The organism is Lentilactobacillus senioris (genome assembly GCF_026798195.1).
Taxonomy (GTDB): domain Bacteria; phylum Bacillota; class Bacilli; order Lactobacillales; family Lactobacillaceae; genus Lentilactobacillus; species Lentilactobacillus senioris_A.
Genome location: NZ_JAPQEZ010000005.1, coordinates 34,559 through 60,038, shown reverse-complemented (window position 1 = coordinate 60,038; position 25,480 = coordinate 34,559). Strand labels below are relative to the sequence as shown.

The following is a 25,480-nucleotide window of genomic DNA, read 5'->3' as shown; positions in this document are numbered from 1 at the left end:
TCACCTTACATCTTTAACTAGGTTGGCGTGCCCCAATCCACGTTCCATTTCAAGCCGATAGTTGCTGGCGTGGCTTTTAATTCCGCCGGTACCTTTAATTCAAGGCCCGTTAAATCATAATTAGTAGTTGTTGTTAAATCAGCATTATCAGCACTAGGAATCAAAGTCTGAAATGCACTGTTCAAATCATTTTGCTTGTACGTAAATTGGTTAGCCCCTAAAAAGACATTTTTAGCAGCTGAACTAGGTAAATTATTAGCACTAGTGGCATCCACTCCTAATGTTAATCTGAAGTCAGCCCCCAATGAATTATCTACGATAACTTGTGGTGTCACTGATGGAGTAACCACCCCGTTATTCACGTTGGCACTTTCAAAAATAATTTTTTGTGGCACACTAAGCGTAAATGGTTTCATATTCAATAAAATGCTACTTTGCCAATCAATGGCATCTGCATCCTTATTAGGATCACTAGCTGCCAAAGCAAAATAAACTTTTTTAGTGTTGGCTGCCGTTAAAGTAGCCTGATCGGCTGTTTGGCTTTGCGTTAATTTTAAATTTTGAGCTGGTTTTTCTTTTTCAGATGAATAACTACCGTTACCATCACTATCAGAATTAATACCAGTAGCCTGCCAAGTTTTACCGTCATTAGACCGGTATAGTTGTTCATCGGGATGATTACTCCACCGAATTCCATATTCAATCTGATCATCAAAGTTATAAAGTTCTGGCATTTGGGCATCTCTATCAAACGACGTACTAGTAGTGGGACTACCATCTGCGTAAATATGCTGAGCCGTTGCAGTTACATCTTGATTCTCGCCGTTGTTTTGAAAATCAGGGGGGTTAAAGACCCCGTCAGCACCATTTGTTTTAACATCGGTGGTAATCCTTATCCGCTGGGCTATCAGGGCATTTAACTTTTCATTAAATTGATTCACCTGAATGGTTGCTTTAGGGGCAAGTACTGTTCCAACAAAAGCATCATTTAAATCTAAAGCATTTAATTTGGGGAAATTTAATAGTAAGTTTGCCTTGCTTGGAATTGGTTTCTGATCATTAACGGTTCCATAAGTAACGTCTACATAAGTTGCACCACTATGCAGTTCCATATTGCCACTTAAGTTAGGGAAATTTAAAATAACAATCGGCTTTTTACTGCTTGTTAACTTAGTTACATATTTCAACTTAATATTTAAAACGTCTGTATCTGCTTTAATATCATCTTTAGTTAATCCAGGAACATTGACTATTAAAAATTGGTGCTGTTGGCTGCCAGAATCGTGAACCACGATTTCCTTACCAGCCTTTAAATCTGCTGCTTGATCATCGGTTAAATTTACTTTTTTCAAAAATTGATTAGCAAATGCTTTATTTAACCTAGCATCAGAGGTATAAAATTGACTAACATCATTGATTTGTTTCTGTGCATCTGAAAAAGAAGCCACCCCATTGTCAGTGAAATCCTTAACGTCAGATAGGGTATCTACCTGAACTAGTTCATTATTCTGATTACGAAGCGGCTTAGTATTAGTATCTTCCGCTGCAAAAACGCCCTTTGTTTGATCTGTTTCCATAATAATGCCATCAGTTTGGGAACTATTACTTCGATTACCAACTACTAACATATGAGAATCTAAGTTTTCATTGGGCTGATTCCAACCAATTGTTTTGTTAGGACTTTCCGCTAAGAAACTCCCGGCTGCTAGTCGTGCATTAGATAGGCTAACATTTTGTATATAGGCATAGTCATTACCCGTAGCTGGGGTGCTAGCATCCGTTGCAAACACGTTAAAGTTAGATGCCACCCCTAACGCATAACCGTGGGTAGCCATGTAATCAATCGTTTTGCCTGCACTGGTTGCATAACTTGTAACGGTCGTAAATACTAAACTAAACAGTATAGCCATTCCCACATTCAACATCTTTTTTAAAATTTGCTTCAATTGTTAACCGCCTCAACTTTTTTAGACAACAAAAAGGAGTACCATCAAATTGCTTGATGACAACTCCCCCCTATTTATTATAAGTAACCCTATTAACAATAATTATCTATTCATACTTACTTTCGTTTAGCGGTTTATCACAAATTGATATTAATTTCTATTATATAACGGATCGCATTGATTACTTTTTTCTTATTATTGAATCAGCCTATTAACTTTTATAAACGCCGTTAATTTAGGTAGATTGAAATTGTATTCAAGCCCAGCATAAACAAGTCACTATACTTATACTAATACATCATAAAATTTACATATTATTCTCACTAATAATTCCTAATAATATTATCCCTAGAAAATTTATGGTACATTAAACATATAAATAATCTAGTTAGGAGTAGTCTCATGCACAACGACGTATATTCTATTTCACCAGCCATTTACTGGTTGTGGATAATCCCGGTTGCCTGCTTTGCTATTTTTGCATTACGGTACCGGCACAACAAAGTCAAGCTAGTTGACGGTGTTTGGTTTAATCTCTTCTTCTTTTCATTTTTAATCTGCTTAGGCTTTAGTATTATTGGTACCCAAAACGCAATTCTAATTAATACTGCCATGTACATAGCTTTAGCCATTATAGTGATTATCATTCTTACTTTTATGCTCCAAGCCTTTTTCTTTATTTGGAACGGTATCATAATGTGGCACAGAGAAAGTCATACTCTAGCTAATACTTTGACTCTGATTATTGGGATTGTCCTCTTATTAGAACCCATTGTCATTCGGTTGCTTCAACCGTTTTTGCCCAAAGTCATTAACGTCTTTTTCACCAATCTAGGGGATTCACTTTTCTTCTATATATTTGTTTGGGCCTACAATTTCCTTACCGTTTCGCTACTGTACCAATTTAACCGACCTAAACCAGATCAAGATTACATCATCGTTTTAGGGGCCGGCTTAATGAACGGGGATCAAGTTACTCCTTTGTTAGCAGCCCGGATTAATCGGGGCTTGGCCTTTTATCAGCAACAATTAGCCCAAACGGGGAAAAAAGCCATTTTGATTTTTTCCGGTGGTCAGGGGCCTGGCGAAACTACTTCAGAAGGTCAAGCCATGTTACAATACGCTTTACAACAGGGCTTACCTGCGGAACAGGGGATCGCTGAAACTAAGTCCGCTAATACTTACGAAAATATGCGTAACTCCAAAGAAATCATTGAGCAACGTCCAGGAACTCACAATACCATCTTTGTTAGCAACAATTACCACACCTACCGGGCTGCTAGAATGGCCCGTCAAGTTGGCCTTAACGCTGATGGTATCGGGGCCAAAACTTCCCTCTTCTTCATTCCTGCCGCCCTCATTCGAGAATACGTAGCCATCTTTTTAAAATACAAAAAATGGCACATCTTTTTCTTCATCCTTGCCCTTCTTTCCGCATTTTCAGCAGCTTATTTTAGTACCCGCTAAGTCAAATTCCACTGCTTTTAGTCCATTAAGCGCTATACTAATGTTGTAAAAAATAAGGGGAAATTTTATTATGGATATGAGCAGTGAAGATCGAAACCAATTTATTAACGCCGTTAAAAAGGAAACCTCAGGTCAAATTGACTCCGCTAAAGTGATCGGTGATCGGCGCTTTGAAACCCACGAAGAAGCAGAAACCGCACTGGGAATTGCCAAAGAAGTTGCTCCTAATAAGCATTTTGAAATTAAAGAGGCTAACGGCAAATACTACGTAGAAGTTAAGTAGCTTAATCGTTAAGCTACGACTCTAAACTTTATAAATAAAAACTGGAATCTTGACGTCAATATCAAGATTCCAGTTTTTATTTGGTGCTATTTATTACTAGAATGGAGCCGTTAAACTTATCTAGCTTAACTATTTCTTCTTACTGGGGAGAACCAACAACCGGTATAACCATACCGTGAGTAAATAATAAACCAGATAGATTAGGACAAATATTAAAATGATCCAACCGATTTGGTAGTAAGGATCCGTCATTACCACCTTAAATAGCTGAAGACCAAAGAGGACATCCACCACCCCTAAAATAGCTGGTAGTGTGAAGAGCACTAAAATTTCTCGGTTAATACTTTGTTTGAGTAATTTTTGTCGCGCCCCAATCTTGGCCAACATTTGGTAACGAATTTGATCCTGAGTGGCCCCAGACAAAATTTTAAACATCAAACAGCTAGCTAACATTGCTAAGAAAGCAATTCCCAAGAAGTAGCCCACAAATTCTAAGCCACCAAACATGCCAATAGCCAACTGATAAGTTGTAAAGGCTCCAAAGCCAACTTCTCCAGTGGCTAACGGATATTTTTTAGTTTGATAATCTGCCAGTTTAACTAGTTTATGGTAGTTAGTTGGAATATCCTTAACCGTTACCATGGTTACCCGTTGGGGTTTAGCTTTTAACTGAGCAAATTGACTAGCAGAAACAAATTTAGCGTTTAATGGGGTTCTGGTTCCCGCTAAGAAACCAAATTCATATTGTTGATTATTAGTTAATTGCTTAGTAGTTGTATCTTTGTATTTTGCGGCGGTGTGCGGATCTTTTCCCGGAATCACCGTCTTAAATGGCTGCTTAGTAAATTCAGACTGTAAATAATAAACATACTTCTTAGTAACTTTTTGTTGGTAAGTCACCGTTTGAGCGTCCGTTAATTGCTTAATTTGTCGTTTTTGGTTTTGATCCGGATTATTAATTGCCATAGTATAAGCTGACGAATTTTTAGCAATCAGCGGAATATCTCTTCTGAACCCCGTTCCGACGGTAATTGCTCCTAAAGCCATTGCAAACAGCAATGAAGTAACGGTTAAAATTTTAGTATAGTCATGCACCCGGAACATAATTTGGGAAAGAGTGAAACCATTGAGTCCTTTAATCGCCCAATTAGTGCGTTTAATTAGGGTCAATAACAACAACATCACTGCGTGAAAAACTAGGTAACTACCAATAGTAATGGTTACTAAGGCAATGGGAATAGAAGCCAAGACTAACGTAGCAACGTTAGCCATTGCCCAATAACCAATTGCGAGTAAGCCGATTCCCAAAATTGTTTGCAATACTAACCGCACTGGTTTGAAATTAACGCGGTCAACGGTGTCAGCTTGTTTCAATAACTTCAAGACTGGTGTTTTAATCATTTGGCCCAAGTTCATCAACGCTGCCACAATGAATAAACCGATAAATAAAATCAGGGTCACTACCACCGCTTTAGGATAAAACGGATTAAAGTGGTGCATGGTTAATCCCAATCGATTAAATAACCAACCGGAAAGTCCCCCGGTAACCACAATTCCTAAAATAATACCAATAACCGTAGCAATTGTTCCTACTAACAAAGTTTCTACCACTAGTAACCGACTAACTCGGCTTTTCTTGGCCCCTAACATCATAAACAAACCATAGTCATGTTGGCGCATATTTAGTAAGAATCTGTTCGCGTACATAACGTAAACTAAGGTAATTATTGCTAGTAAAATCAAGCCAAAGACGAACGTAATAGAAGCAAACTTAAAGTTAATATTAGCCTTAATCAAGGTTTGATTGGTGGCTAAATTAGCAAACATATAAAAAATAGCTGCCGACATTACTAACCCAGTTAACAAGACAATATAGTCTCGAATGTGGCTTTTAATGTTAGCCATCGTAAGTTTAATTAACATAGTATCCTCCTTTCTTATTGTTCAAACGTACCTAATTGTTCCAAAATATCTTGGTAAAATTCAGTCCGATCACGACCATCCCGGTTAATTTCCTTACCAATTACCCCGTCTTTGATAAACAAAATCCGGTTGCAGTAACTAGCAGAAAACGGATCGTGGGTCACTAGTAAGACGGAAATATGTTGTTCCTGGTTAATTTCGGTTAGTAATTCTAATAGTTCGCGCGCACTGTTGGAATCCAGCGCCCCGGTAGGTTCATCCCCGAATAATAACGCTGGATTAGCAATAATTCCGCGAGCTGCAGCTACCCGTTGCTTTTGCCCTCCAGATAATTCAGACGGATACTTACTTAACAATTCCGTAATTGATAAAGTTTCGGCAATTTTTTGAACGGCAGCATTAATTTTACTACGGCTAACTCCTTGTAGTGATAAGGGTAATGCAATGTTTTCAAAGGCCGTTAATGTTTCTAGCAGGTTAAAGTCTTGGAAGATAAACCCAATTTGGTTAGCCCGAAAATCAGAAATTTGATCCCCCTTAAGGCGGGTTACGTCTTGACCATTGATTTCAACCGTTCCACTAGTGGGTTGGTCTAACGTAGCCAACATATTAAGCAACGTGGTCTTCCCAGAACCAGAGGCCCCCATAATGCCCACAAAGTCACCGGGTTGCATTGTAAAATTAATTCCCTTTAAAGCTTCATATTGTTTTTCACCTTTACTACCATAAGTTTTGTGCAGATCAGTTACTTTAATAATTGGTTGTTTTGTCATAGTAAACTCCTCGATCCTAGTTTGTCAGTTGGTTAATTACTTGTGTAGCTAACTATATGAGAATTATTTTTAAAAGTCAACAATTTTAAGCAAAATAAAATATTAATTAGTAATAGTTTACGTTATTTAGTTTAAACTAACGAGCATTTTGAACTACAATAAAGTAACCTATTTGGGAGGTTCCCTTTAATGAAATTAATCGCTAAAAATGCCTTAAACAAGCATTTAAAATTATTCTGGAAAAATGCCACCGGCTACCACCTAAAATTACTGACCTTTAAAAAGGACCGATCTTTAGAATTGACCGGTAATACGGATGGCACGGTTACCATCGTCGAAGTTGGCTTTCAATCCAATACCTATTCAAACTTAAGTGTGGATGCAGCGAAGCACCAATTTAAAAAAAGTTTGACTCGGGAATTTCCGCGAAGCCATAATGTATACTTTGAACAATATAAGAAAAACTAAACTAAAAATACTATACAAGTCTCGCCATTAGCATTAGGCTAATAGTAGAGAAAGTGAGGTATTGCACATGCTTAATAATATTGAAGACACAGTCACATTGTCTAACGGCGTCAAAATGCCCAGACTTGGGTTAGGCGTCTGGCAAGCCGCCCCCGAAGACACGATTAATGCGGTTAAAACCGCCATTGAAACTGGTTACCTATTAATTGATACCGCCAAAGCTTACGGCAACGAAGCCGAAGTTGGTGAAGGGATTAAAGCCGGGCTAGCTGCTACCGGCAAAAACCGAGAAGATTTATTCATCACCACCAAACTAGCTAATGCGGACCAGGGTTATGAATCTACCTTAGAAAACTTCCAAGCTAGCTTGGACCGGCTACAACTAGATTATCTGGATCTCTACTTGATTCACTGGCCAGTCGCTGGCAAGTGGGCCGAAACCTGGCGCGCATTTGAAAAACTATATAACGACGGCAAAGTTAGAGCAATTGGGGTTTGCAATTTTACCGAAGCTACCATGAAATCCTTAATTGCCCAAAGTGAAATTAAACCGATGGTCAACCAAATCGAATACCATCCCCTCTTACAGCAACCAGAATTGAAACAATATTTGGATGGTCAAGGGATTCAGGCTGAAGCCTGGTCCCCACTTGGCGGTACCGGTGGTAACTTGATGCAAAATCCAATCATTGGCGACATCGCCTTAAAGCACCACAAGTCACCTGCTCAAGTTTTAATTAGATGGGATCTTCAAAACGGTTACGTTACGATTCCCAAATCAGTTCACCCGGAATACATTCAAGCTAACGCCGACGTATTCGACTTTGAGTTAGATTCCGATGATTTGTGTCAACTAAAGACCTTAGATCAACACTTAAGAACTAGTTACTGGTTAACCACCTTTGATTGGTACACCGGTAACGAACAATAATTTTTCCAAACCAAATTGGTAAACATTCTATTTGCCGGTTTGGTTTTTTATTTTGCCCGTAATCCAGTGAATTGACGTTTGCCAAAGTCTTGCGTACGCTATATGTAAGTAGAGTCTGAAAGGGGCGGATCAGCATGCACAAGTTTATTAAGGAATTGAGCTATGGTATTTTATTAGGAGTAGTTGCGGCATTAATCGTTGTCCTGTTTACTAGTCTTATTCACTGGGGTACTTGGCTGCTTTGGGAATTTTTACCTGAAGAATTAGGCCAACCATTAGTTTGGCCGCTTATCATTGGTTTAACCGGGGGCTTGATTGTTGGCCTTCTTCAAAAATACGTCGGGCCTTATCCTTATCACATGCAAGAAACCCTAAAAATGGCTAAGCAACCTCAATTTTATCGGGGCAAAACCTGGCGTAATTTTGTAAACGCCATAGTGATCTTAATTTTTGGAGCGGGGGTCGGACCAGAAGCGGCCTTAGTAGCGATCGTAGCTTGCTTTGTGGTTTGGATTAATGATCGACTTCAATATGCCGATTCTAACTCAGAATTTTTAACCACCAACGGAATCGGGGCAGTGATGGCTCTCGTCTTCACTAACCCCTTTTTTGGCCTATCAGAACAGATTGATCATGAACCAGCTAAAACTAAGTCTGCCGCCCATTACGCTGTCAATATTGCCACTATCCTTAGTGCTTGGTTAGTATTTTCAACGCTACAAAAATTTGTCAGTACTCCTTTTTTCCATCTCCGTTTTCAACACTTTAACTGGTCTTGGAGTTGGCTATGGGCTGGTTTATTAGCTTTTATTCTAGCTGAGGCCTACAGTTGGGTGTATTTTCAAGCCATCAAACCGATTGAGGCCTTGAGTAAAATGCAAAAACCAATTTGGCTAGCTTTATTGGGCGGTCTAATCCTGGGACTTACTGGAATGTGGTCTTCTTATTTGTTATTTTCAGGTGAAGAAAGCATCACTACCTTGCTGCAAACCTACTCCCAAATGTCCGTAGGTTTTTTAATCATCTTAGGAGTGGGCAAAATGTTACTAGCAATTTTTTATAATGCTGTGGGTTGGCGAGGCGGAGATATTTTTCCTAATATTTTTGGATCGATTTGTCTAGGTTTAGCCGTCGGAGTGGCTTTTGGACTTCCAGTAGTTGCGGTTGCGACGGTCTCTTGCGCGGTAATTTTAACTAATATTATGCAAAAACCTTTGTTGGTCTGTGGATTATTAATCTTAGTCCTACCACTATCCTTATTCCCGTTAGTGGTAATCAGTAGCTTAGCCAGTGCTGGAGTGCACAAACTACTGCCCCGTTCTGAATCTGCCGCCTAATTAACGGTTTAGCACTTGTATTTAGTAAGCAACAGTGCTAGGTTAAAGGTACTTAAATTTTCGGGAGGTAGCTTATGGCTGTACACGATATTAATTTCAGTACTCACGTTGGTTTAGAAATCATCGCTGATAAGTGGAACGCCTTGATTTTGAAACAATTAACTTCAGAATTCATCCCCTTTATGGAGTTACGAACTGCAATTCGAGGAATTTCTACCTTTAATTTTTTGCTTACGCTAGAACAATTAGAAGAGCTTAACTTAGTGACTAGTAATACCGATTATGAATATCGTCTAACTGCCAATGGTCAGCAAATTCAACGAATATTAGTCCACATTGAAATACTAGGTCGCCAAGCTCTAAATCATTTGGCTACCGAAGTAAACTAAAACCCACCAATCATTTGATTGGTGGGTTTCTTATGATTGGCGAATATTTGCCACTATTAGTTGGCCAGTTGATTTGGTTGTGAGCTCCCACACCTCGGTAAAACGTTGAATTAACGCTTCATCTCGCTTTAACTGGTTATACTGTTCAGATTGGTTCGGATATTCAAAATAGTCCTTGGCCTGTGCAACCACCACTACGTGAGTAGCATGGGGATCACTGAATTCCTGTTGTAAATCAACGATAGCTACATTTTCTAACCGGTTAATTTTGCCTTCTTTTTGCCAATTAGACATAATTCGTTTTTGTTTAGCGTAGTATTCCGGGGTCATTAATTTTGCTAACTGCTCTTGATCGTTTTGGGACCAAGCAGCTTCCACCGCATAAAATAATTCCTCGAATTGGGCAGCCAACTGCGGATCAATTGGGCCTACACCATGAGGTTGATTACGTTCAAATTGACGTTGCTTATAACGGTTGCGTCCCACTAAAATGCCGAGAAAGCCCAACGGAGCCAGCAAAACCCAGCCAGCACCGCGACCATAGCCACGGCCGCCATAATAACCGCCACCGTAACTACCAGTTCCACCACCAACATAGGTGCTCCCGCCGCCCCCGGCACTTCCACCACCGCCAGCGCTGCCACCTCCACCGGTAGATCCGCCAGCTCGCGCGAATGCAGGCACAGCGGGCATCCCTAGCAATATCACCAGACAGCCGATAATTGTTAACCATTTTTTCATGTGCTTTAACTCCGTTTTTAATTTCAATTAGAATATTATCCCATAATTATTTTAAAATGACTGCATTTTATTCAAATTTAACTAGTTCGTAACCGGATAATAAGTGCTATTAATTAAATAAGTTTAAAGTCACTTTAAAAGCTTGCTTTTCGGGTGGAAACTGGTAGAATCATTTCTCAAATAAAAGAATTATGGAGGAACTTTAATTGACCCTTAACCTGTTTAGTCACAATCCGTTACGCTTTATTATTTCAACCGTACTAATCGTTCTTAGTTTGGTTTTAGCTTGGCGGTTAATCTTAGCGGCAGTAGTTGTAGCTGCGGTTGTCGGTGTCTTCTTTTTCGTCCGCAATCGCATTCAAGCACGCTCAACCGCTAACAAGGCCCAGGAATCCCCTCAGGCTGAATTTTTCCGTGACGACGCTCCCCATCCTGAACGTAAAATCCTCAAGGATGTCGAAGAAAATGACCTATGATGATTTTAAGATAACAAATGCCCTTGGGCATGACCTTTATTAAGATAACAAATGCTCTTGGGCATGACCTTTATTAAGATAACCAATCCCCTTGGGTAACCTACAAAAACAAAAAGAGTCGGAAATTAAATTTCCGGCTCTTTTTTATGAACTCGCAATCTGATTAAATTTATCCACAGCCGTGGCTTTCCCTACCACGGTCAGCCGATCATCCAACATTAATTCAGTGTCTGGACTGGGAGAAACGTGAACCTGATCTTGGTGACTAATGGCAATTACCGTTACCTGATAACGATCATTTAATGCCAACTGTCTTAACGTTTGCCCCACTAACTGTTTGTTTTCTACCCGGACGTCAGACAAAGACACATCCTTATTTAACATCAAATAATGCAAAATGTTAGGTTCCAAAATTCGTTCTGCTACTCGCCGCCCCATATCAACTTCTGGTTGAATCACTTGATCAGCACCGACCTTTTTCAACACTCGCGCGTGCAATGGTGATTCTGCCTTGCAGATTACGTTTTTCGCACCTAATTCCTTCATAATCAAAGTAGCCATGATGCTGGCCTGCATATTTTGCCCGATGCAAATAAAGACGTGATCAAATTGACCTAACGCCAAATTTTTCATTGCCGCTTCATCAGTAGCATCCGCAATTACAGCTTGCGTAACCAACGGCGCATAATCATCAATCACCGTTTCATTACTATCAATTGCTAACACTTCTTGCCCCCGTTTAACTAGGGTTTTACAAATACTGCCACCAAATAGCCCCAAGCCGATGACCGCATAATTTTTCGCTGCTTGCTTAGCCAATTAACACACTCTCCTCTGGATAACGATAACCATCGTCAGGATGGTTGGAATTTAAAACTGCATACATAACGGTGTAGATACCGACTCGGCCGATAAACATCATAAATATGATTACTAGCTGTCCCCAAACGGTTAAGTCCGGAGTCAATCCCAATGTCGCTCCAGTCGTTCCAAATGCCGTTAATACTTCAAATAAAATATACTCGAGACCCACATTTTGGGGCACCGTTTCAGTAGCAGCCATAATCATAACCGCCACCACTACCAAAGCCAATGCGATAAAAAACATTGTCATGGCGTGTGCAACATTTTGGCGGGTAAAGCGGCGGTGGGCAAATGTTGCATCCCGTTTGCCACGTAAAGTAGCCATTCCTTGAATAATCAATACCCCTGCTGTGGTGGTTTTGATTCCCCCGGCAGTTGACCCAGGCGTTCCACCGATAAACATCAATACCATGGTGAAAACAATGCCGGCCATGGATAAATGCGCGAACGGTATGGTATCAAAGCCAGCCGTTCTAGGAGTGACCGCCAAAAATAAAGTGTTAACGAATCGTTGCACCGGCGTTAACTGAGCCAGTTGCTGAGCATTTTGTTCTGTAAATAAATACACCACGACACTGAGTCCCAGCAAAATCCCAGATGTGGTCAGCGCCAATTTAGTATGTAACGTTAAATGGTGTTGTTTGCGGTAGGCTAATAAATCAGCCAAAACTAAGAAACCAAACGAGCCGCTAATAATCAACAGCATAATTACAATCAAAACATAGGGATCAGTAGCGAAATTTTCTAAACTATTCCCAAATAGATCAAATCCCGCGTTACAAAAAGCTGAAATCGCGTGAAAAAAGCTATACCACATTCCCTTACCTAGTCCGTATCGTGGAATGAAATCAAATGATAGCAACACCGCTCCTACCATTTGGACCCCAAAAGAAAACGAAACGATCCAGCGAATTAATGCGATCTGGGATAAGCTCACCAGATTTAGTGACTCTTGCGCCATCAGCTGAGTAGACAGATCCAAATGACGCCTGGTAGACATGAACAGTAATACTACGAAAGTCATAAAACCTAGTCCACCAATTTCAATCAAAGCTAAAATCACTAGTTTGCCAAAAATGGTCCAGTGGGCCGCGGTGTTCACCACCGTCAAGCCAGTCACACAAGTTGCCGAGGTAGCCGTGAACAACGCATGAATCAGACTAGTAGATTCGTGCGCCGCAACGGGTAGCATCAACAATCCAGTTCCTAAAATAATGAAACCGAGAAACCCTAATGTTAGTCCCTGCACCAACGACAGTCGGTGTTGGGTAAATTTTTTAAACATGGATTAACTACCTCCCGTTAGTTTAAGTTTAACAAACCCTGATGCGGATTGGGGAATAAAGTCGTAGGAATTTAAATTGTCAATCCACAAGTGGATAATTACAAACTAAAAGAGTTAACTACTAACAGTTAACCCTTTTTGGTGTACGTCATCAACACGTGTGGCGTATTATTAAAAATAAATGGTTCGCCCTGGGCTACAAAGCCATGTTTTTCATAAAAACCAACTACCTGTTGTTGTGCTTCAATTTTAATAGTTTCTCCAGGGCATTTAGCTTGGCAATAGGCCAAAATATGGTCTAGTAACTGATTGCCGAGACCTTTGCCCCGCGCTGCTGGTGCTGTAACTACCCGCCCAAAGGTTAATTGCCCATCATCTTCACGAAAAATTCTTGCGTAGGCCCAAAGTTGACCGGTCACGTCATCACGATAATACAGATGAACAGCTTTCTTATCTTCCTCATCGACTTCGTGGTAGATGCGCTTTTGTTCCACTACAAAAATATCGGTCCGTAATTTGATAATATCGTAAAAATCAGAACTAGTTAATTCTAAAAACTTTTTTTGTGACCACATGATTAAGTTCCCCTTTTCGAGTAAAATAAGTTATACTAGAGTTGTATATGCAACTATCAAACAGAAACGAAGGTTTTTTACATGGACGATACCCAGCTTTTTAGAACTCTCGGTGCTATCTCTCGCAAAGCTACTACTAGTGCTAACCAACAGGTAAAGCCTTATGGGTTAGATAACAATCTATTCCAGTACCTAATGCGAATTGTTGAAAACGAAGGTATTACCCAAGTAGAGCTTACCAACTTAATCAAGGTAGACAAAACTACCCTAAGTCGAGCCCTACAAAAGTTAGAACGTCACGGTTACTTGGTGAAAGTCCCTAATCCCACAAATAAAAAATACAAACTACTCTATCCCACCGATTCTGGTCGAGAAGTTTATAACCAACTCTATCAGGTGGAACAAGGAATTATTAAACAAGCTCTCAGGCCACTAACCCCAACTGATAGAATCCAGTTGGCTACTTTATTGCAAAAAATCAGCGCATCGTTATAACGATTTTTATTATAACACCAACGGTTGCAAATGCAACTATTCTTTTAAAATGTAATCTTGTCAGCGAATTGCTTTCATTTTATCGGCATTGCACTATAATGATGGTAATCTTGATTAGGGGGAATTAATTATGGCAATGCTTGATGTTAAAGGTTCTATCAATAATTTAAAAACCACAACGGAAGAACACTTCAAATATATTCAGCAACAACGCTCCTTCACCCGTGCTTTTCCCATTCATTTTGAACTAGCCTACACTGACTTTCGGGTAATTGAGGTGGCTTTACAATTAACTAGCGAACAAAATCACGCCTTATTAGCTTCATTTGCCGCAGCTTACGAATCTGTCTACCAATACGAAGATGCTTATGCAACCGGCGGGTTAGAGGGATTTAATAATCAATTTGCTGATAAGCTAACTGATTATCAACGGGCCAAAGATAACTTCTTGGCAATTATCGAACAAATTACCAAACTACAGCCTTAACTTAAAACTCCCCGCAGTCGTAATGATTGCCGGGAGTTTTTTGCCATTCTTTGGTTATTTTACTTTAAAATTCGATTTAAAAATGTAACGGCAGTGCGGACACCGATTTAACCCGTAATGAATCGTCATCTGACGCCCACAATGCGGGCAATTTCCGGAGATACTGCGTTCATGAATCCCAGATATTTTAGTGGTCATGGTGTTAGGCCATCCTTTCAGAGGTTAATGGCTTTTTATATGGTAAATATGACTTATTTCCAATTCCCCAAATCCAATTAAATACAAAAACTCCCCAGTTCCAGCCCTCAATTTCTGCTGGTGTTTCTTTCCCGTTTTCTTGAATAATATTTACTCCCAATTTCAGCTTTTAACGACGATCAGTTTCGTTGGTCGTAATTCCCGCCAGTAGAATCGAACTACTACGAATCACCAGAGCGGGATGAGTTGCTTAAACATTAATATTAAGGTAATTACATATTAGGATTTATACTTCTATTTCATTTTAGTAAATATAATCTCACCGCCATTTTGATAAGCATAATGTAAATGTTTACCTACTTTTGCTAAATAGTTAAATTTTCCGAATGGTCTTTTCCCACTCAAAGTATAAAAATCTTTTTGAGCTTTTTTTAATTTTAAGGTATGGATAGACTTATTATAATGAACTCCGGGTGCTTGGGGTAAATATCCATAAAAGCGGTATTTGACAGTTTTACTAGTTACCGACATTTTCATTTTAGGAATTGCCATGTTCTTATTGATATGTTTAGTTCCATAAGTATAAACTGGTTTAGAAATCCAAACGCCTAGGTATGATTTTGGTAAGGTTTTAGCACTTACTGGGGATGTGCATACAACCATTCCAAATGATAGAGCGGTTAATCCCGCTAATACGTAATGCTTAAACTTCATGATAAATCCTCCAAATCTTAGCCCCTCAACTAAGTTAATTACCAGCTTTTAGAGTCGTCAGAGTTTGGACTAACTACATATCAAACAAAATAATATAATACTTAATTTAAAAAATACGAGAACCTATACTAGCAAGCGTACATTGTAATACATCTTAGTAAATTTCCACAATTTTATTTTTCTTATATTAATCCTTCAGCTTCCCGTCGATCATCGTGTACACCCGGTCCGCCTCCGCTAGCAAGTCATCGTCGTGGGTAATCATAATCACCGCTACATTGTGCTCTTTGGCTTGGGTTTTCAACGTTTTCACCACTTGAAAGGCCCGCTTGGAATCCAATGCCGCCGTGGGTTCGTCTGCGAAGATCACCGCTGGTTGATTGTATAATGCGCGAGCAATCGCCACTCGTTGCCGTTGCCCACCAGATAATTTGGCCGGCAAACTGCTTCGTTCCGCAGCCACTCCCAGCTCAGTCAATAATTGCTCAGCATAGCCATTATGATCTTGCTTGCTAATTCGATCGACCAACTCAAATTGCTCCTCAACCGTCAAAAATGGAATTAAATTCGATGCCTGTAAAATAAAGCCGTACTGATTAAACCTAACCTGGCCCCGTTGCTTTTCCGTCATCTGGCTTAGATCCTGACCGTTTAACAATACTTGTCCACTGGTGGGGGTCAGCAAGCCTCCCATCATGGTAAGCAAAGTAGTTTTTCCGGAGCCAGAAGGTCCAGTTAAAATAACAAACTCACCAGCGTTAATAGTTAGGTCCAACGGTGCTACTGCAGTAGTCGCCGTCTCACCACTCCCGAAAGTTTTGCTAACTTGCTTTAATTCTAATACTGCCATTATTCCGTCCCCCCAATCGCACTAATCGGATCAATTTTAAGAATTTGCCGAATTGAAAAGATGGATCCCAAAATCACCATGGCTAATAAGCCCACGGAAAAGCCACCCACTAACAAACCGTTATTAGCGTATGGCATCGCCGCTGGTAAAATCAGCACGGTTAATTGATTAGCAATCAAGCCTAGTCCAATCCCGACAATTCCCAAGATCAAAGCTTGGGCCACGATACTATTCACTAAAATTCTGCTACTAATTCCTTGAGCCCGCATAATTCCGTAAACGCTAATTTTTTGAACCGTCAAAATATACATAAAGATTCCTACGATAAATAGCACAATGATAAATAACGCACCGATCATTAAACTAAACGTTGAATTTTGGGCACTATAGCCCGGAATATTATTAATCAAGGTTTTAGGAGTAATCACTTTAGCGTTAATGACTCGCTTCACGTCCGCTTGGTTTTTATATACAATTCCACTGATATTACCTGCATGAACATTAGTATATTTGAGTTGGTTATAGGTGGGTAACGTAGTAAACACCACTGGCAGCGTCCCATACAGGTTATCCTGCGTGAGCCCGACCACCTGGTATTGTTGCTGACTACCATTAATTTTAAGGTGATCACCTAGCTTAACTTTACCGTCATTAAGCTGTTCATCCACTACCACCTGCTTGTCACTGCGTACTTGGTGGCCCTTCACCAATTTCGGTTTAATGAAGCTCTGAAAGTTAATCCCAAAAATAGTAGCATCAATGTTTCCATCACCACCGTTTAAGGTAGCCACCGCATTCATTTCCCCGACTGGTGCTTGATTGGCATTCAACTGTTTTAAGTTGACTCCTGACAAGGTGGAAGCCGCTAAATTACCATCGGCGAATTTGCTGATACTAATTCGATTGGCATCCCATTGGTCGACCGCCAACCGGTTATTCGAAGCAAGTCCGTAAGCCAACCCAGTTAGAAAGTAAATCAAGTAGGCGATCAAAAATAACATTAAAATCACTAGCCCGTAACGTCCCTTGTTAGCTTTTAATTCGTGTGTCGCTAAATACATAGCAATATCCTTTCTGATTCAAAATGAGGTTGCCACAATTGTACACCATTGAAATCGGTTACTAAAGTTGTTAACCTTCATGCCCCCATTTAAATAAAATAAAAAAGCCCTCCGAATTAGATTCAACTCGTAAGGGCTTTATAGTTTAGCACTTAAATTTTTTCTTCTGCTAACTCATCAACGCCAGTCTGTTTAGGCATTAGTAAGTTTAATAAAATAGCTGCAATAGCTGCCACCGCAATTGGCGAACCCAATAGATATTGAACCGTCTGGGGTGTTTCTGCAAGCACTTTAGCTGGAAGTAATACTAACGCTAACGTCAAAATAATTGGAATGCCAATGACGTAAATATCACCTTCGCTAGTGTCTAAGCTACGAATGACGTTTAAGCCGTTTAGCATAATAATGACACAAATAATAGCAAATACCCCGCCAATTACGGCTGCCGGAATCGCGGCAAGAAAGGCCGAAATCTTACTACAAAAGCCAAGCAAGATAAACCAAACCCCAGCGCCAATAAAGACACGTTTACTAGCAATTCCCGTAATGGAAATAACTCCGGCATTAGTTGAATAACCGGTTACCGGAGTGGTCCCGACTAGTGCTGCGATTAAACAACTGACCCCTTCACCGATGATTCCTTGGTTCCATTGTTTTTGGCTAATGTCACGATTGATCACCGCGCCCATCGCAAACCAAGTTCCCGTAGTTTCCGTAGTTAAGATGGCGTAAATCAAAACAAAGGTTAAAATGGCCGGTACCGAAAAATGAATTCCGTAGTGAAAGACCGTTTGGGTAGGTAAGCTAAACCACGGTGCTTTAGCCACTGCTTGCCAGTCAAAACGACCCATGGTGGCTGCTAAGCTAGAACCCACCAGTAGAGCTAAAATAATGGAACTAGTCTTGAAAATTCGTTGTAATTTGGGAAATCTCATACTTATCATCACTGCTACCAACAATGTAGCTGCCGTTACCACTGCCAATAAGATGTTTTGATTAACGTTTCCACTAGCCTGAAAAATATTAGAATTCAAGGCCGTTGGGATTAGTGACAACCCCACACAGGTGATGATGGTTCCCCCTACTAAAGCCGGCACCAAGGTAGAAATGATTTTATGAAAGATTCCGGTGATCCCCAGTAATATCAAAATTAAGGCCCCGATCAGGGAAGCTCCAATCAAGTTAGCCATTCCCCCGTTAAGACTACCGGCCCCCAAGATAATTCCGGCAGCAGCCCCCAGGGGCACAAACGAAGGGCCTTGCGATACTGGCATTTTCATGAAGAACCAGGTTTGTAAAATCGTCCCGATTCCCGCCGCTAAGAAGGTAGACTGCAGTAGTCCTGAAGTAGCACCGCTTCCCATCGCTACCGCTCCGGCCAAAACGATGGGTGGCACGTAAACATCCATTGCCAACACGTGCTGTAATCCGAGCAACCCTGCTTGGGAATTACTGATCTTATCATCTGGTCCGATTAAAATTCCGTGATTATCCTTCATTTATCTGTGTCCCTCCTGATTTTGATATACCATTTCGCCACCCACCATTACCCAACTAATAGAGTTACGTTCGGCTTGGTAGAGAAGCCGTTCAAATTCATCATCAATGCTTTCAGCAGTTAACGCGGGTGTCAACTTGACTACTTGAAAATCCGCCTGCTTGCCAACTTCAATCGCCCCTACTGGTAAATTCAGCGCCTGAGCGCCCCCCTTAGTCGCCAGATAAAATGCAGTTTTCATCGAAATTCGCGAATCAGGTACTCCTCGTTTAGTCGAATCCATTTCATTATTAACTCCGTCCGTTAGGAGTTGTGATGACATCACTGCCTGTTGCATATTGCGGTATAAGCTAGGTGAAAAGCCACCAGAGATGTCACTGCCCAACCCAATTTGGTTACCAGCTTGCAAAGCTTTTCGAGTGGGAAACACCGCATTACCGAAGTACACGTTAGAAATGGGACAATGGGCAACTGCAGCTTGGCGTTGGCGAAACAGGGATAGATCACCATCGGTTAGTTGAGTCCCGTGAGCCATCACCGCTTGGTCAGTCAACAAGCCAAAATGATCAAACACTTCCGCATCTCGTTGACCAAAACGTTCTTGCACGTACTGATCTTCCCAATCGCTTTCACTACAGTGAGATTGAATCGGCAAATCATACTGCTTAGCCAACTCACCCAAGCCCTGCAATAGTTCATTCGTACAACTAGGAATGAACCGGGGTGTAATAACCGGCATCAGAGTAGTTCTAGTTTGCTGTTGCAATTTCAACATTGATTCAATAAATTCTCGCGTGGCTTTAAGAGCCTCAGTTGCTGATTCGTCCCGGTAATATTCAGGAGTTTGCGTAGGATCATCCATCGCTACTTTGCCAATTAACGCCCGCAACCCAAATTTAGCTGCTTGCTGAGCCAAAATTAAATTGCTGGAATTATAGATGGTTCCAAACATCAACGCCGTGGTGGTACCGTTCGCCAATAACGTTTGTACTAAACTAGAATAGACGGTTAACGCAAACTGATCATCAGCAAACTTAGCCTCCAGTGGAAAAGTGTAAGTATTTAGCCAATCGTTCAGTGATCGATCTAACGCCAATCCAGCTTGTGCCCATTGAGGAGCATGAATATGTAAGTCTACAAATCCTGGTAGTAACCGTTCGTTAGCAGCTAGCTGCAGTAAGTTATTTTGATCTGCTGCGGTTTGGCGGACACTATGAAATTCTGGTTCCCGATCAGAAATAATCCGAACAATCTGCCCCTGTTCATCAATACAAATCAGTGTGTTTTCACCAACTTGAACTGTCTGGTCGTCCTTTGAAGTAAAATACGTCCCTGCAATCACCTGTGAGTACATTCTGGTTGCTCCCTTCGAATCCTAATTAGTTCCCCAAGAATATTTTTAGTATATCACAAACATTTTTAAAAACAAAACTAATATTGTTCGTATTTTTATGTAAATAATTCTTAAAACGATTTAACGTCACATAAATAGTTCGTTTTTAACTACAAAAAAAGACTTAACGGTTAATTTCGTTAAGTCTTTTTATTAATTCCTACTTTAATTTTTATCCTTAGCAATCGACTTGGCAATCAATTTGGCAAAGTAATGCACCCCAGTATTATTAGGATGAATTCCATCGCTAGTGAACCAGCCTGGATGTTTCTTAGCTAAGCTGTACCAATCGATGATATGGAGGTTTTTATATTTTTTAGATGCGGAAATAATCGTACTGTTAACTTCATTTTGCCAACTGCGGTTAGGCACGTAGGCGGTAGTCCAATAAACATCTCGTTTAGGCCCTACAGCGCCCATCACGGCTTTTACTTGATCGGAAGTAACGGTTCCGTTAGTCCCCAAATTCAAGAGTAAATTATCACTAATTTTGCCGCTGTTAGCCATTTGTTGAACGATAGATTGAGCTGCATCCATTTGGCGCCCAACTTGTCCGTCCACAACTGCTCCTGGGAATAATTGTTGTAGGCCACCGGAAATATCAATCATGACGGAATCACCAACGCTGGTTAATGGTGTGTGTTGCAACGTCACCATTTCTTGAGCGGTAATGCCATAACTCTTCATGACCTTACGTTTCTTCACTGACAAATGTTTAATCGCTTGTTTTTCTAACTTACGGTTATGCGCAAACTTTTTAGCTTGAGCAGCTTGCTTCTTTTGCAAGAGTTCTGCCCGTTGGTTTTTCTTATCAGCGGCGGCTTGACGAGCGGTGATCGTTTTTTTCAACGAGTCCGCGGTAGATTGCTCTGGTTTAGTGGCCATTCCCACAAAGGTTAACGCCACCATAGCTGCCATAATAGCCGCAGTAACTACTCTAGTTGGGTTCTTTAAAGCCGTTCCTAATTGATGCCAATCCATGTGATTAAGTGGCTTTTCAACGTAGCGATAACTCAATTCGCTAATTACCAAAATAATGGCTACTTGGATCAAAGCATTAATTAATGGATGGTTACCGATACTTTTTACACTGTTTTCGTAAAAAATCATTACCGGAAATTGGTAAACATAAATCCCGTAACTGCGTTTTCCAATATACGTAAAGACTGGATTAGTTAACCATTGATTCCAATGGCTGGCTGGATGAACGATAATAGCAACGAACAAGGTAGCCAAAAGTGAGAAAATAAACATGCCACCATGATAAGCCCAAGCATCTGAACCAGACATAGTGATGTAGTAGTAAATCATTCCTAGCATTAATAATAATCCTACACCATCAAACGTCCAGCGACTCCCCTTGCTGACGTTACTTGATAATTTATGAATTGGCCAGATAAAGGCCAACGATGCTCCTAGTAGCAACGCGAAGAAACGAGTATCAGTTCCGTAGTACACCCGGTTGATGTTATTAGGATCGTACAAGATAGCCATTTCTATAGCCGAAGCAATTGCCCCTACTAATAAAACTAGGGCCGATTGCCACCGTTTCTTGGTAAGCTTTAATAACAAAATAATCACGAATGGCCAAATCAAATAGAATTGACCTTCCAAAGATAATGTCCATAAATGAGTAAATGGTGATTCTCCCATTGCCCGGTCAAAATACGATTGACCATGCCCAATTTCAAACCAATTATACACAAAGGTTAAATTAGTGGCCAAGGTTGCCTTAATATTTGTTAATAATGAACGGTTAAATAACGTAATGTATGCCGTGGTGGCCACCAAAACGGTCACTAGCGTTGGATATAATCTGGAGATTCGTCGTTTTAAAAATGCTCCAATATGTAATGACTGTTCGTTATCCCAATCTAATAACATGAAGTAGGTTACTAAATAGCCCGCCAATACTAAAAAGATTGGCACCCCTAAAAATCCCCCTTGAAGAGCTGAAGGAGCTAAGTGAAAGACAATCACACCAATAACTGCTAAGGTTCTAAGACCATCGATTCCCGAAATATAACGGCGTTTATGCGTCTTCTTTGCCATTTGTTGATTGCGCCATTCTGCACGTTTCATAATTCTTTTCCTCTAGACTTTCTTTTCTTCCCCAAAATTATTAATTACTTATTAAATTTACCATTATTTAAACTACGATAGGGGGTAAATTTAAATATTTAAAAAAACCATAATATTTGTAATTATTCTTTACAAGTGAGCTTTCCAAATCAATCGTTTTAATAGTTATAATATAAGGAATTTAACAATAATTTTATGTTTTTAATTTTCACAATTTTTGATAACTATTTAGTTCTTATATTTATAAGATAATAATAAAACAGTTTAAAATAGCTAAATCTGTTATATCATAATTTTCACTAATTGGAAAACGCGATTGGCTAGTGAAAAGTATCAAAAAACAGAGGCCGTTTTATCAACCTCTGTATCATCTTAAAGTTAGTCTATTTGGGTTAACGTGGCTTTCTTTTAAGTTGTAAAAAGTACGTCACTGCCACCAGTAATACTGAGAGTATGCTGATCGTTAATCCCACATACCAACCAGCAGGTCTATACACTAGTTTAATATGGTTTATTCCAGTTTTTAATTTTGATCAATATTCTTTCGCATTCGCACTAATTTCTAAGCAAGAATTAGTTTCATGACAGTTAGGGCACTTCAATTTCCGAGTAGCAAACGTGTGAGCAGAGAAGAAAAAGGCCTTTTTAGTTGGTCGAAAAATGAAACCGCAATTAGGGCAAACGTAAGCGACACGGTGGTACATAAAATTAACTAACCAGGTAGCCCCTAAAACAGCAAGCACGATGGCACCGATGAACCAACCCCACTGACCGGTTCGCAAACTAATCACAAACGCCACTACTTCCACGATATCAATTACAATTCCCGCCGCGAATAAAACGGTTCTAGTGTTTCGCAAATCTTTTTTATTTTGCATAATGTCCCCCATTTCTCCAATGCTAGTGATCGGTAAGTCATTTAAATGACTTAAATATGGTTGCAGAGCTTTTATAGTTTCCACTGATTCTTTGGCAGCATCAATTTCGGTTTTAAATTCCTGCAACTGTCTATCTAAATGTGCTTGAATGAATTCACCGGGATTTTCCTGACTGAGAATTTCGCGAATATCGGCTAACCGGAAACCGAGAACCTTGAGTAGCGAAATGGTTTTCAAAACCGTGATTGCACTATCATCATAAATCCGGCGGCCATTCAGCGTTGATGCTGGATGCAGCAAATTTTGTTGATCATAATATTGAATGGTTCTAACGGAAACCCCGGTGATTTTTGCGAGTTCCCCCGATGTGTATTGAGTCATTGATTTCACCTCCACGGTCTTCTTTATACGCCATGACGTTGCGTAACTTGCAAGGATTTTTTGAATTATTTTCTTGATTAATGACAGTATGGATATTAAATCGAAATAATTAAACAATAATGATATCATTACAACTAATACATATCCAAATGAATACAGAAAGAAGTAAAAAAATGACTAAACCAAACAGTTCATTTAAGAATATTGCGTTACTACTAACTGTGGCATCAGGATTAGCTTTTAGCGTCGCTACACCACAAACTGTTAATGCTGCAAGTTACCACAATGGTGTTCCCAAAGTACTACGTGGTAAGTGGCGTTCAGGCATAAAAACATATAAATACGGTAAAATTATTCGTAAAAGTCGAGCACATGCTCATTTTTACAAAAAATCTTTTTCTAACCAAGGTGCTTTTTATCCTGATCCTAATTAATTATACCGTTAAGGTAAAATATAAGTCACTAGGTCACAAACACTATAAATTGGTAGGCTATCAAGTCAATAATGCTCCTAAGGGTGGCATTAAATATTCCATCACTATTAGTATGACTAATAGTAAAAAAATGAAAATCAAATTCAATCAGTCTTCGAAAGATAAATGGAATAATACCACTTACTACAAATATTAAAAACAAGAGGGATCCCAGAAAACAAAATTGGTTTTCTGGGATCCCTCTTGTTTAGAGACTTATGTCACAGTCTAGACAATCTCATTACTTTTGATTAATTTAATTAGTCAAGCTTAATTAGGAAAAAATTATCTCCAAAATATTAGCTATTTTTCTAAACAATCATATCCAAATGAGGAATATTATCTTCTAAATAAACTAATAACTTCGCAGTCACAGCCTCTATTTAGTAATGTTTTTCATATAATCAATTTTATTTTTCAAAAATTCATCAACTAGTCTTAACTGCTGGATCTGCTTACGAACCTTCTGTTGATAGATTAGCAGTCCCTCTAACCTTTCATTCATCTCCGTCTCAGTTACTCCTCTTAATTCCCTGACCGGAACCCCAATCTCTCTAATTCTCTTAATCACGTTAATCCACTCTAAATCAGCTTCAGTATAGCGCCGGTAATGATTGGTATTTCGCCTAATAGGTCCAATAATTTTTTCTTCTTCATAATATCTTAGCGTCGCTTTACTAATGCCGGTTAAGTTAGCCGTCTCTTCTGCAGAATATGTTTTCATAATTAACTCCTTGCTATCAAGTACACTTGATAGTTTATACTCTACTCAGTTTTTAAACAGGGAGAACTCAATTATGAACAATAACAAAGTGGCTTTAATTCCCTCCCTATAATTAACATCGTGTTGATTTCATGGTAGAAAATCACAAAACGGCCCAAACCAAAACGGCTCGCACCAAGCGTGCCATTCAAACCGCCCTTATTAGTTTGATTAACACTAAGGGATTACCCAACGTTACCGTCAGCGATCTCAGTCAAACTGCTGATATTAACCGCGGTACTTTTTACTTGCACTACGAAGACAAATTTGACCTAGTCAACCAGTTGGAAACAACTATTTTAGTCCAAATAGAACATATTTTAGACCACCACTTGGCCGGTCCAGTCGGCCTAGTTATTGATAATCCGCAACAACGACAACCACTGGAACAGGCGATTTACGAAATTTGCCTGCTAATCTCCCAAAATTTTGCACTTATCAAAGCCCTCCTTAGTCCGGAAGGGGACCCATACCTGCCCGGAAAAATTACCAAATTACTCCAAAACTACTTAGGACTCGATAAGGTACTGCAGCGTTACCATTTACGGATTCCAACTAATTACGCCGAAGCCATTATTGTTCAAAGTCTAGTGGATATTATTAATATCTGGTTGCAAGAAGAGCAGCCCAGATCCCCTCAAGAAATCACCCAAATTATTTTAGTGTCGCGCTTCTTCTCGCCTTATGGATTGATTGAAAAGGATATTAAATAGCGATAGATAAAAAAAGAGGCCAGCTCATGATGAGCT

At 39.8% G+C, this 25,480-nt stretch carries 26 protein-coding genes and 1 pseudogene; 11 read left to right on the top strand and 16 right to left on the bottom strand.

The window, feature by feature from the left end; genetic code table 11:
• Positions 1-17 precede the first annotated feature (17 nt).
• Positions 18-1,946 (bottom strand): hypothetical protein, encoded by a 1,929-nt coding sequence (locus tag OXT66_RS07625; RefSeq protein ID WP_268596774.1) that lies wholly within the window; start codon positions 1,944-1,946, stop codon positions 18-20.
• 402 nt (positions 1,947-2,348) lie between these two features.
• Here OXT66_RS07625 and OXT66_RS07620 point away from each other — a divergent pair, with 402 nt between their 5' ends.
• Positions 2,349-3,413: a YdcF family protein gene (locus OXT66_RS07620; protein WP_268596773.1), complete on the top strand. Its 1,065-nt coding sequence runs from the start codon at positions 2,349-2,351 to the stop codon at positions 3,411-3,413.
• Positions 3,414-3,483: 70 nt separating this feature from the next.
• On the top strand, positions 3,484-3,696 hold the full coding sequence (locus OXT66_RS07615) for a hypothetical protein (protein ID WP_268596772.1): 213 nt from the start codon (positions 3,484-3,486) through the stop codon (positions 3,694-3,696).
• 129 nt (positions 3,697-3,825) lie between these two features.
• Here the strand turns inward: OXT66_RS07615 and OXT66_RS07610 are convergent, their stop codons facing one another.
• Together OXT66_RS07610 and OXT66_RS07605 are read right to left on the bottom strand one after the other, a co-directional pair.
• Positions 3,826-5,619 (bottom strand): FtsX-like permease family protein, encoded by a 1,794-nt coding sequence (locus OXT66_RS07610; protein ID WP_268596771.1) that lies wholly within the window; start codon positions 5,617-5,619, stop codon positions 3,826-3,828.
• Positions 5,620-5,633: 14 nt separating this feature from the next.
• Positions 5,634-6,392 (bottom strand): ABC transporter ATP-binding protein, encoded by a 759-nt coding sequence (locus tag OXT66_RS07605; RefSeq protein WP_268596770.1) that lies wholly within the window; start codon positions 6,390-6,392, stop codon positions 5,634-5,636.
• A gap of 189 nt (positions 6,393-6,581) precedes the next feature.
• Between OXT66_RS07605 and OXT66_RS07600 the strand changes: the two genes are divergently transcribed.
• The 4 genes from OXT66_RS07600 (at position 6,582) to OXT66_RS07585 (ending at position 9,517) form a co-directional block, all read left to right on the top strand.
• The gene (locus tag OXT66_RS07600) at positions 6,582-6,860 is read left to right on the top strand and encodes a hypothetical protein (protein ID WP_268596769.1); all 279 of its coding nucleotides are present in this window, start codon (positions 6,582-6,584) and stop codon (positions 6,858-6,860) included.
• Positions 6,861-6,927: 67 nt separating this feature from the next.
• Positions 6,928-7,791: an aldo/keto reductase gene (locus OXT66_RS07595; protein ID WP_268596768.1), complete on the top strand. Its 864-nt coding sequence runs from the start codon at positions 6,928-6,930 to the stop codon at positions 7,789-7,791.
• 134 nt (positions 7,792-7,925) lie between these two features.
• A complete protein-coding gene (locus OXT66_RS07590; protein WP_268596767.1) occupies positions 7,926-9,128 on the top strand; it encodes a chloride channel protein in 1,203 nt (400 codons plus the stop codon).
• A 74-nt stretch (positions 9,129-9,202) separates the two neighbouring features.
• The gene (locus OXT66_RS07585; protein WP_268596766.1) at positions 9,203-9,517 is read left to right on the top strand and encodes a winged helix-turn-helix transcriptional regulator; all 315 of its coding nucleotides are present in this window, start codon (positions 9,203-9,205) and stop codon (positions 9,515-9,517) included.
• A gap of 30 nt (positions 9,518-9,547) precedes the next feature.
• Here OXT66_RS07585 and OXT66_RS07580 read toward each other — a convergent pair whose 3' ends face one another.
• Complete coding sequence (locus OXT66_RS07580) at positions 9,548-10,258, bottom strand: TIM44-like domain-containing protein (RefSeq protein WP_268596765.1); 711 nt, start codon at positions 10,256-10,258, stop codon at positions 9,548-9,550.
• Positions 10,259-10,464: 206 nt separating this feature from the next.
• On the opposite strand from OXT66_RS07580, the gene OXT66_RS07575 reads away from it, so the two are divergent.
• Positions 10,465-10,734: a hypothetical protein gene (locus OXT66_RS07575; protein WP_268596764.1), complete on the top strand. Its 270-nt coding sequence runs from the start codon at positions 10,465-10,467 to the stop codon at positions 10,732-10,734.
• A 144-nt stretch (positions 10,735-10,878) separates the two neighbouring features.
• Here the strand turns inward: OXT66_RS07575 and OXT66_RS07570 are convergent, their stop codons facing one another.
• The 3 genes from OXT66_RS07570 to OXT66_RS07560 all read right to left on the bottom strand — a co-directional run bounded on the left by OXT66_RS07570 (position 10,879) and on the right by OXT66_RS07560 (position 13,458).
• The gene (locus tag OXT66_RS07570; RefSeq protein WP_268596763.1) at positions 10,879-11,553 is read right to left on the bottom strand and encodes a potassium channel family protein; all 675 of its coding nucleotides are present in this window, start codon (positions 11,551-11,553) and stop codon (positions 10,879-10,881) included.
• Positions 11,546-12,883 (bottom strand): TrkH family potassium uptake protein, encoded by a 1,338-nt coding sequence (locus tag OXT66_RS07565; RefSeq protein WP_268596762.1) that lies wholly within the window; start codon positions 12,881-12,883, stop codon positions 11,546-11,548. The genes OXT66_RS07570 and OXT66_RS07565 overlap by 8 nt, the downstream gene beginning before the upstream one ends.
• 128 nt (positions 12,884-13,011) lie before the next feature.
• Entirely contained in the window at positions 13,012-13,458 is a 447-nt protein-coding gene (locus tag OXT66_RS07560) for a GNAT family N-acetyltransferase (RefSeq protein WP_268596761.1), read from the bottom strand.
• 81 nt (positions 13,459-13,539) lie between these two features.
• Here OXT66_RS07560 and OXT66_RS07555 point away from each other — a divergent pair, with 81 nt between their 5' ends.
• Positions 13,540-13,953 carry a MarR family winged helix-turn-helix transcriptional regulator gene (locus tag OXT66_RS07555; protein ID WP_268596760.1) on the top strand — a complete coding sequence of 138 codons (414 nt, stop codon included), beginning with the start codon at positions 13,540-13,542 and terminating at the stop codon, positions 13,951-13,953.
• Between the two features lie 136 nt (positions 13,954-14,089).
• A complete protein-coding gene (locus OXT66_RS07550; RefSeq protein WP_268596808.1) occupies positions 14,090-14,440 on the top strand; it encodes a hypothetical protein in 351 nt (116 codons plus the stop codon).
• A gap of 238 nt (positions 14,441-14,678) precedes the next feature.
• On the opposite strand, the pseudogene OXT66_RS07545 reads toward OXT66_RS07550, so the two are convergent.
• From OXT66_RS07545 to OXT66_RS07510, 8 genes and pseudogenes are all read right to left on the bottom strand, one after another.
• Positions 14,679-14,783, bottom strand: a pseudogene (locus tag OXT66_RS07545) (ribonuclease G); the annotation flags it as partial.
• A 149-nt stretch (positions 14,784-14,932) separates the two neighbouring features.
• Positions 14,933-15,352 carry a hypothetical protein gene (locus OXT66_RS07540; protein ID WP_268596759.1) on the bottom strand — a complete coding sequence of 140 codons (420 nt, stop codon included), beginning with the start codon at positions 15,350-15,352 and terminating at the stop codon, positions 14,933-14,935.
• 187 nt (positions 15,353-15,539) lie between these two features.
• Complete coding sequence (locus tag OXT66_RS07535; RefSeq protein WP_268596758.1) at positions 15,540-16,202, bottom strand: ABC transporter ATP-binding protein; 663 nt, start codon at positions 16,200-16,202, stop codon at positions 15,540-15,542.
• Entirely contained in the window at positions 16,202-17,263 is a 1,062-nt protein-coding gene (locus OXT66_RS07530) for an ABC transporter permease (protein ID WP_268596757.1), read from the bottom strand. Before OXT66_RS07530 ends, OXT66_RS07535 begins: the two co-directional genes overlap by 1 nt.
• A gap of 152 nt (positions 17,264-17,415) precedes the next feature.
• Positions 17,416-18,762: a uracil-xanthine permease family protein gene (locus OXT66_RS07525; protein WP_268596756.1), complete on the bottom strand. Its 1,347-nt coding sequence runs from the start codon at positions 18,760-18,762 to the stop codon at positions 17,416-17,418.
• Entirely contained in the window at positions 18,763-20,115 is a 1,353-nt protein-coding gene (guaD, locus tag OXT66_RS07520) for a guanine deaminase (RefSeq protein ID WP_268596755.1), read from the bottom strand.
• 204 nt (positions 20,116-20,319) lie between these two features.
• Positions 20,320-22,236 (bottom strand): acyltransferase family protein, encoded by a 1,917-nt coding sequence (locus OXT66_RS07515; RefSeq protein ID WP_268596754.1) that lies wholly within the window; start codon positions 22,234-22,236, stop codon positions 20,320-20,322.
• A gap of 533 nt (positions 22,237-22,769) precedes the next feature.
• Positions 22,770-23,495 (bottom strand): MerR family transcriptional regulator, encoded by a 726-nt coding sequence (locus OXT66_RS07510; protein WP_268596753.1) that lies wholly within the window; start codon positions 23,493-23,495, stop codon positions 22,770-22,772.
• Between the two features lie 173 nt (positions 23,496-23,668).
• On the opposite strand from OXT66_RS07510, the gene OXT66_RS07505 reads away from it, so the two are divergent.
• Entirely contained in the window at positions 23,669-23,929 is a 261-nt protein-coding gene (locus OXT66_RS07505) for a hypothetical protein (protein ID WP_268596752.1), read from the top strand.
• 418 nt (positions 23,930-24,347) lie between these two features.
• Here the strand turns inward: OXT66_RS07505 and OXT66_RS07500 are convergent, their stop codons facing one another.
• A complete protein-coding gene (locus tag OXT66_RS07500) occupies positions 24,348-24,692 on the bottom strand; it encodes a MerR family transcriptional regulator (RefSeq protein ID WP_268596751.1) in 345 nt (114 codons plus the stop codon).
• 131 nt (positions 24,693-24,823) lie between these two features.
• Here OXT66_RS07500 and OXT66_RS07495 point away from each other — a divergent pair, with 131 nt between their 5' ends.
• Positions 24,824-25,444, top strand: a complete 621-nt coding sequence (locus tag OXT66_RS07495) for a TetR/AcrR family transcriptional regulator (RefSeq protein ID WP_268596750.1) — start codon at positions 24,824-24,826, stop codon at positions 25,442-25,444.
• Positions 25,445-25,480 lie beyond the last annotated feature (36 nt).

Bases quoted from the DNA above. Each gene is read 5' to 3' on its own strand.
- OXT66_RS07620 (WP_268596773.1), top strand. From the start codon at position 2,349: ATGCACAACGACGTATATTCTATTTCACCAGCCATTTACTGGTTGTGG.
- OXT66_RS07615 (WP_268596772.1), top strand. From the start codon at position 3,484: ATGGATATGAGCAGTGAAGATCGAAACCAATTTATTAACGCCGTTAAA.
- OXT66_RS07610 (WP_268596771.1), bottom strand. From the start codon at position 5,619: ATGTTAATTAAACTTACGATGGCTAACATTAAAAGCCACATTCGAGAC.
- OXT66_RS07605 (WP_268596770.1), bottom strand. From the start codon at position 6,392: ATGACAAAACAACCAATTATTAAAGTAACTGATCTGCACAAAACTTAT.
- OXT66_RS07600 (WP_268596769.1), top strand. From the start codon at position 6,582: ATGAAATTAATCGCTAAAAATGCCTTAAACAAGCATTTAAAATTATTC.
- OXT66_RS07595 (WP_268596768.1), top strand. From the start codon at position 6,928: ATGCTTAATAATATTGAAGACACAGTCACATTGTCTAACGGCGTCAAA.
- OXT66_RS07590 (WP_268596767.1), top strand. From the start codon at position 7,926: ATGCACAAGTTTATTAAGGAATTGAGCTATGGTATTTTATTAGGAGTA.
- OXT66_RS07585 (WP_268596766.1), top strand. From the start codon at position 9,203: ATGGCTGTACACGATATTAATTTCAGTACTCACGTTGGTTTAGAAATC.
- OXT66_RS07580 (WP_268596765.1), bottom strand. From the start codon at position 10,258: ATGAAAAAATGGTTAACAATTATCGGCTGTCTGGTGATATTGCTAGGG.
- OXT66_RS07565 (WP_268596762.1), bottom strand. From the start codon at position 12,883: ATGTTTAAAAAATTTACCCAACACCGACTGTCGTTGGTGCAGGGACTA.
- OXT66_RS07560 (WP_268596761.1), bottom strand. From the start codon at position 13,458: ATGTGGTCACAAAAAAAGTTTTTAGAATTAACTAGTTCTGATTTTTAC.
- OXT66_RS07555 (WP_268596760.1), top strand. From the start codon at position 13,540: ATGGACGATACCCAGCTTTTTAGAACTCTCGGTGCTATCTCTCGCAAA.
- OXT66_RS07550 (WP_268596808.1), top strand. From the start codon at position 14,090: ATGCTTGATGTTAAAGGTTCTATCAATAATTTAAAAACCACAACGGAA.
- OXT66_RS07540 (WP_268596759.1), bottom strand. From the start codon at position 15,352: ATGAAGTTTAAGCATTACGTATTAGCGGGATTAACCGCTCTATCATTT.
- OXT66_RS07535 (WP_268596758.1), bottom strand. From the start codon at position 16,202: ATGGCAGTATTAGAATTAAAGCAAGTTAGCAAAACTTTCGGGAGTGGT.
- OXT66_RS07530 (WP_268596757.1), bottom strand. From the start codon at position 17,263: ATGTATTTAGCGACACACGAATTAAAAGCTAACAAGGGACGTTACGGG.
- OXT66_RS07525 (WP_268596756.1), bottom strand. From the start codon at position 18,762: ATGAAGGATAATCACGGAATTTTAATCGGACCAGATGATAAGATCAGT.
- guaD (WP_268596755.1), bottom strand. From the start codon at position 20,115: ATGTACTCACAGGTGATTGCAGGGACGTATTTTACTTCAAAGGACGAC.
- OXT66_RS07515 (WP_268596754.1), bottom strand. From the start codon at position 22,236: ATGAAACGTGCAGAATGGCGCAATCAACAAATGGCAAAGAAGACGCAT.
- OXT66_RS07510 (WP_268596753.1), bottom strand. From the start codon at position 23,495: ATGACTCAATACACATCGGGGGAACTCGCAAAAATCACCGGGGTTTCC.
- OXT66_RS07505 (WP_268596752.1), top strand. From the start codon at position 23,669: ATGACTAAACCAAACAGTTCATTTAAGAATATTGCGTTACTACTAACT.
- OXT66_RS07500 (WP_268596751.1), bottom strand. From the start codon at position 24,692: ATGAAAACATATTCTGCAGAAGAGACGGCTAACTTAACCGGCATTAGT.
- OXT66_RS07495 (WP_268596750.1), top strand. From the start codon at position 24,824: ATGGTAGAAAATCACAAAACGGCCCAAACCAAAACGGCTCGCACCAAG.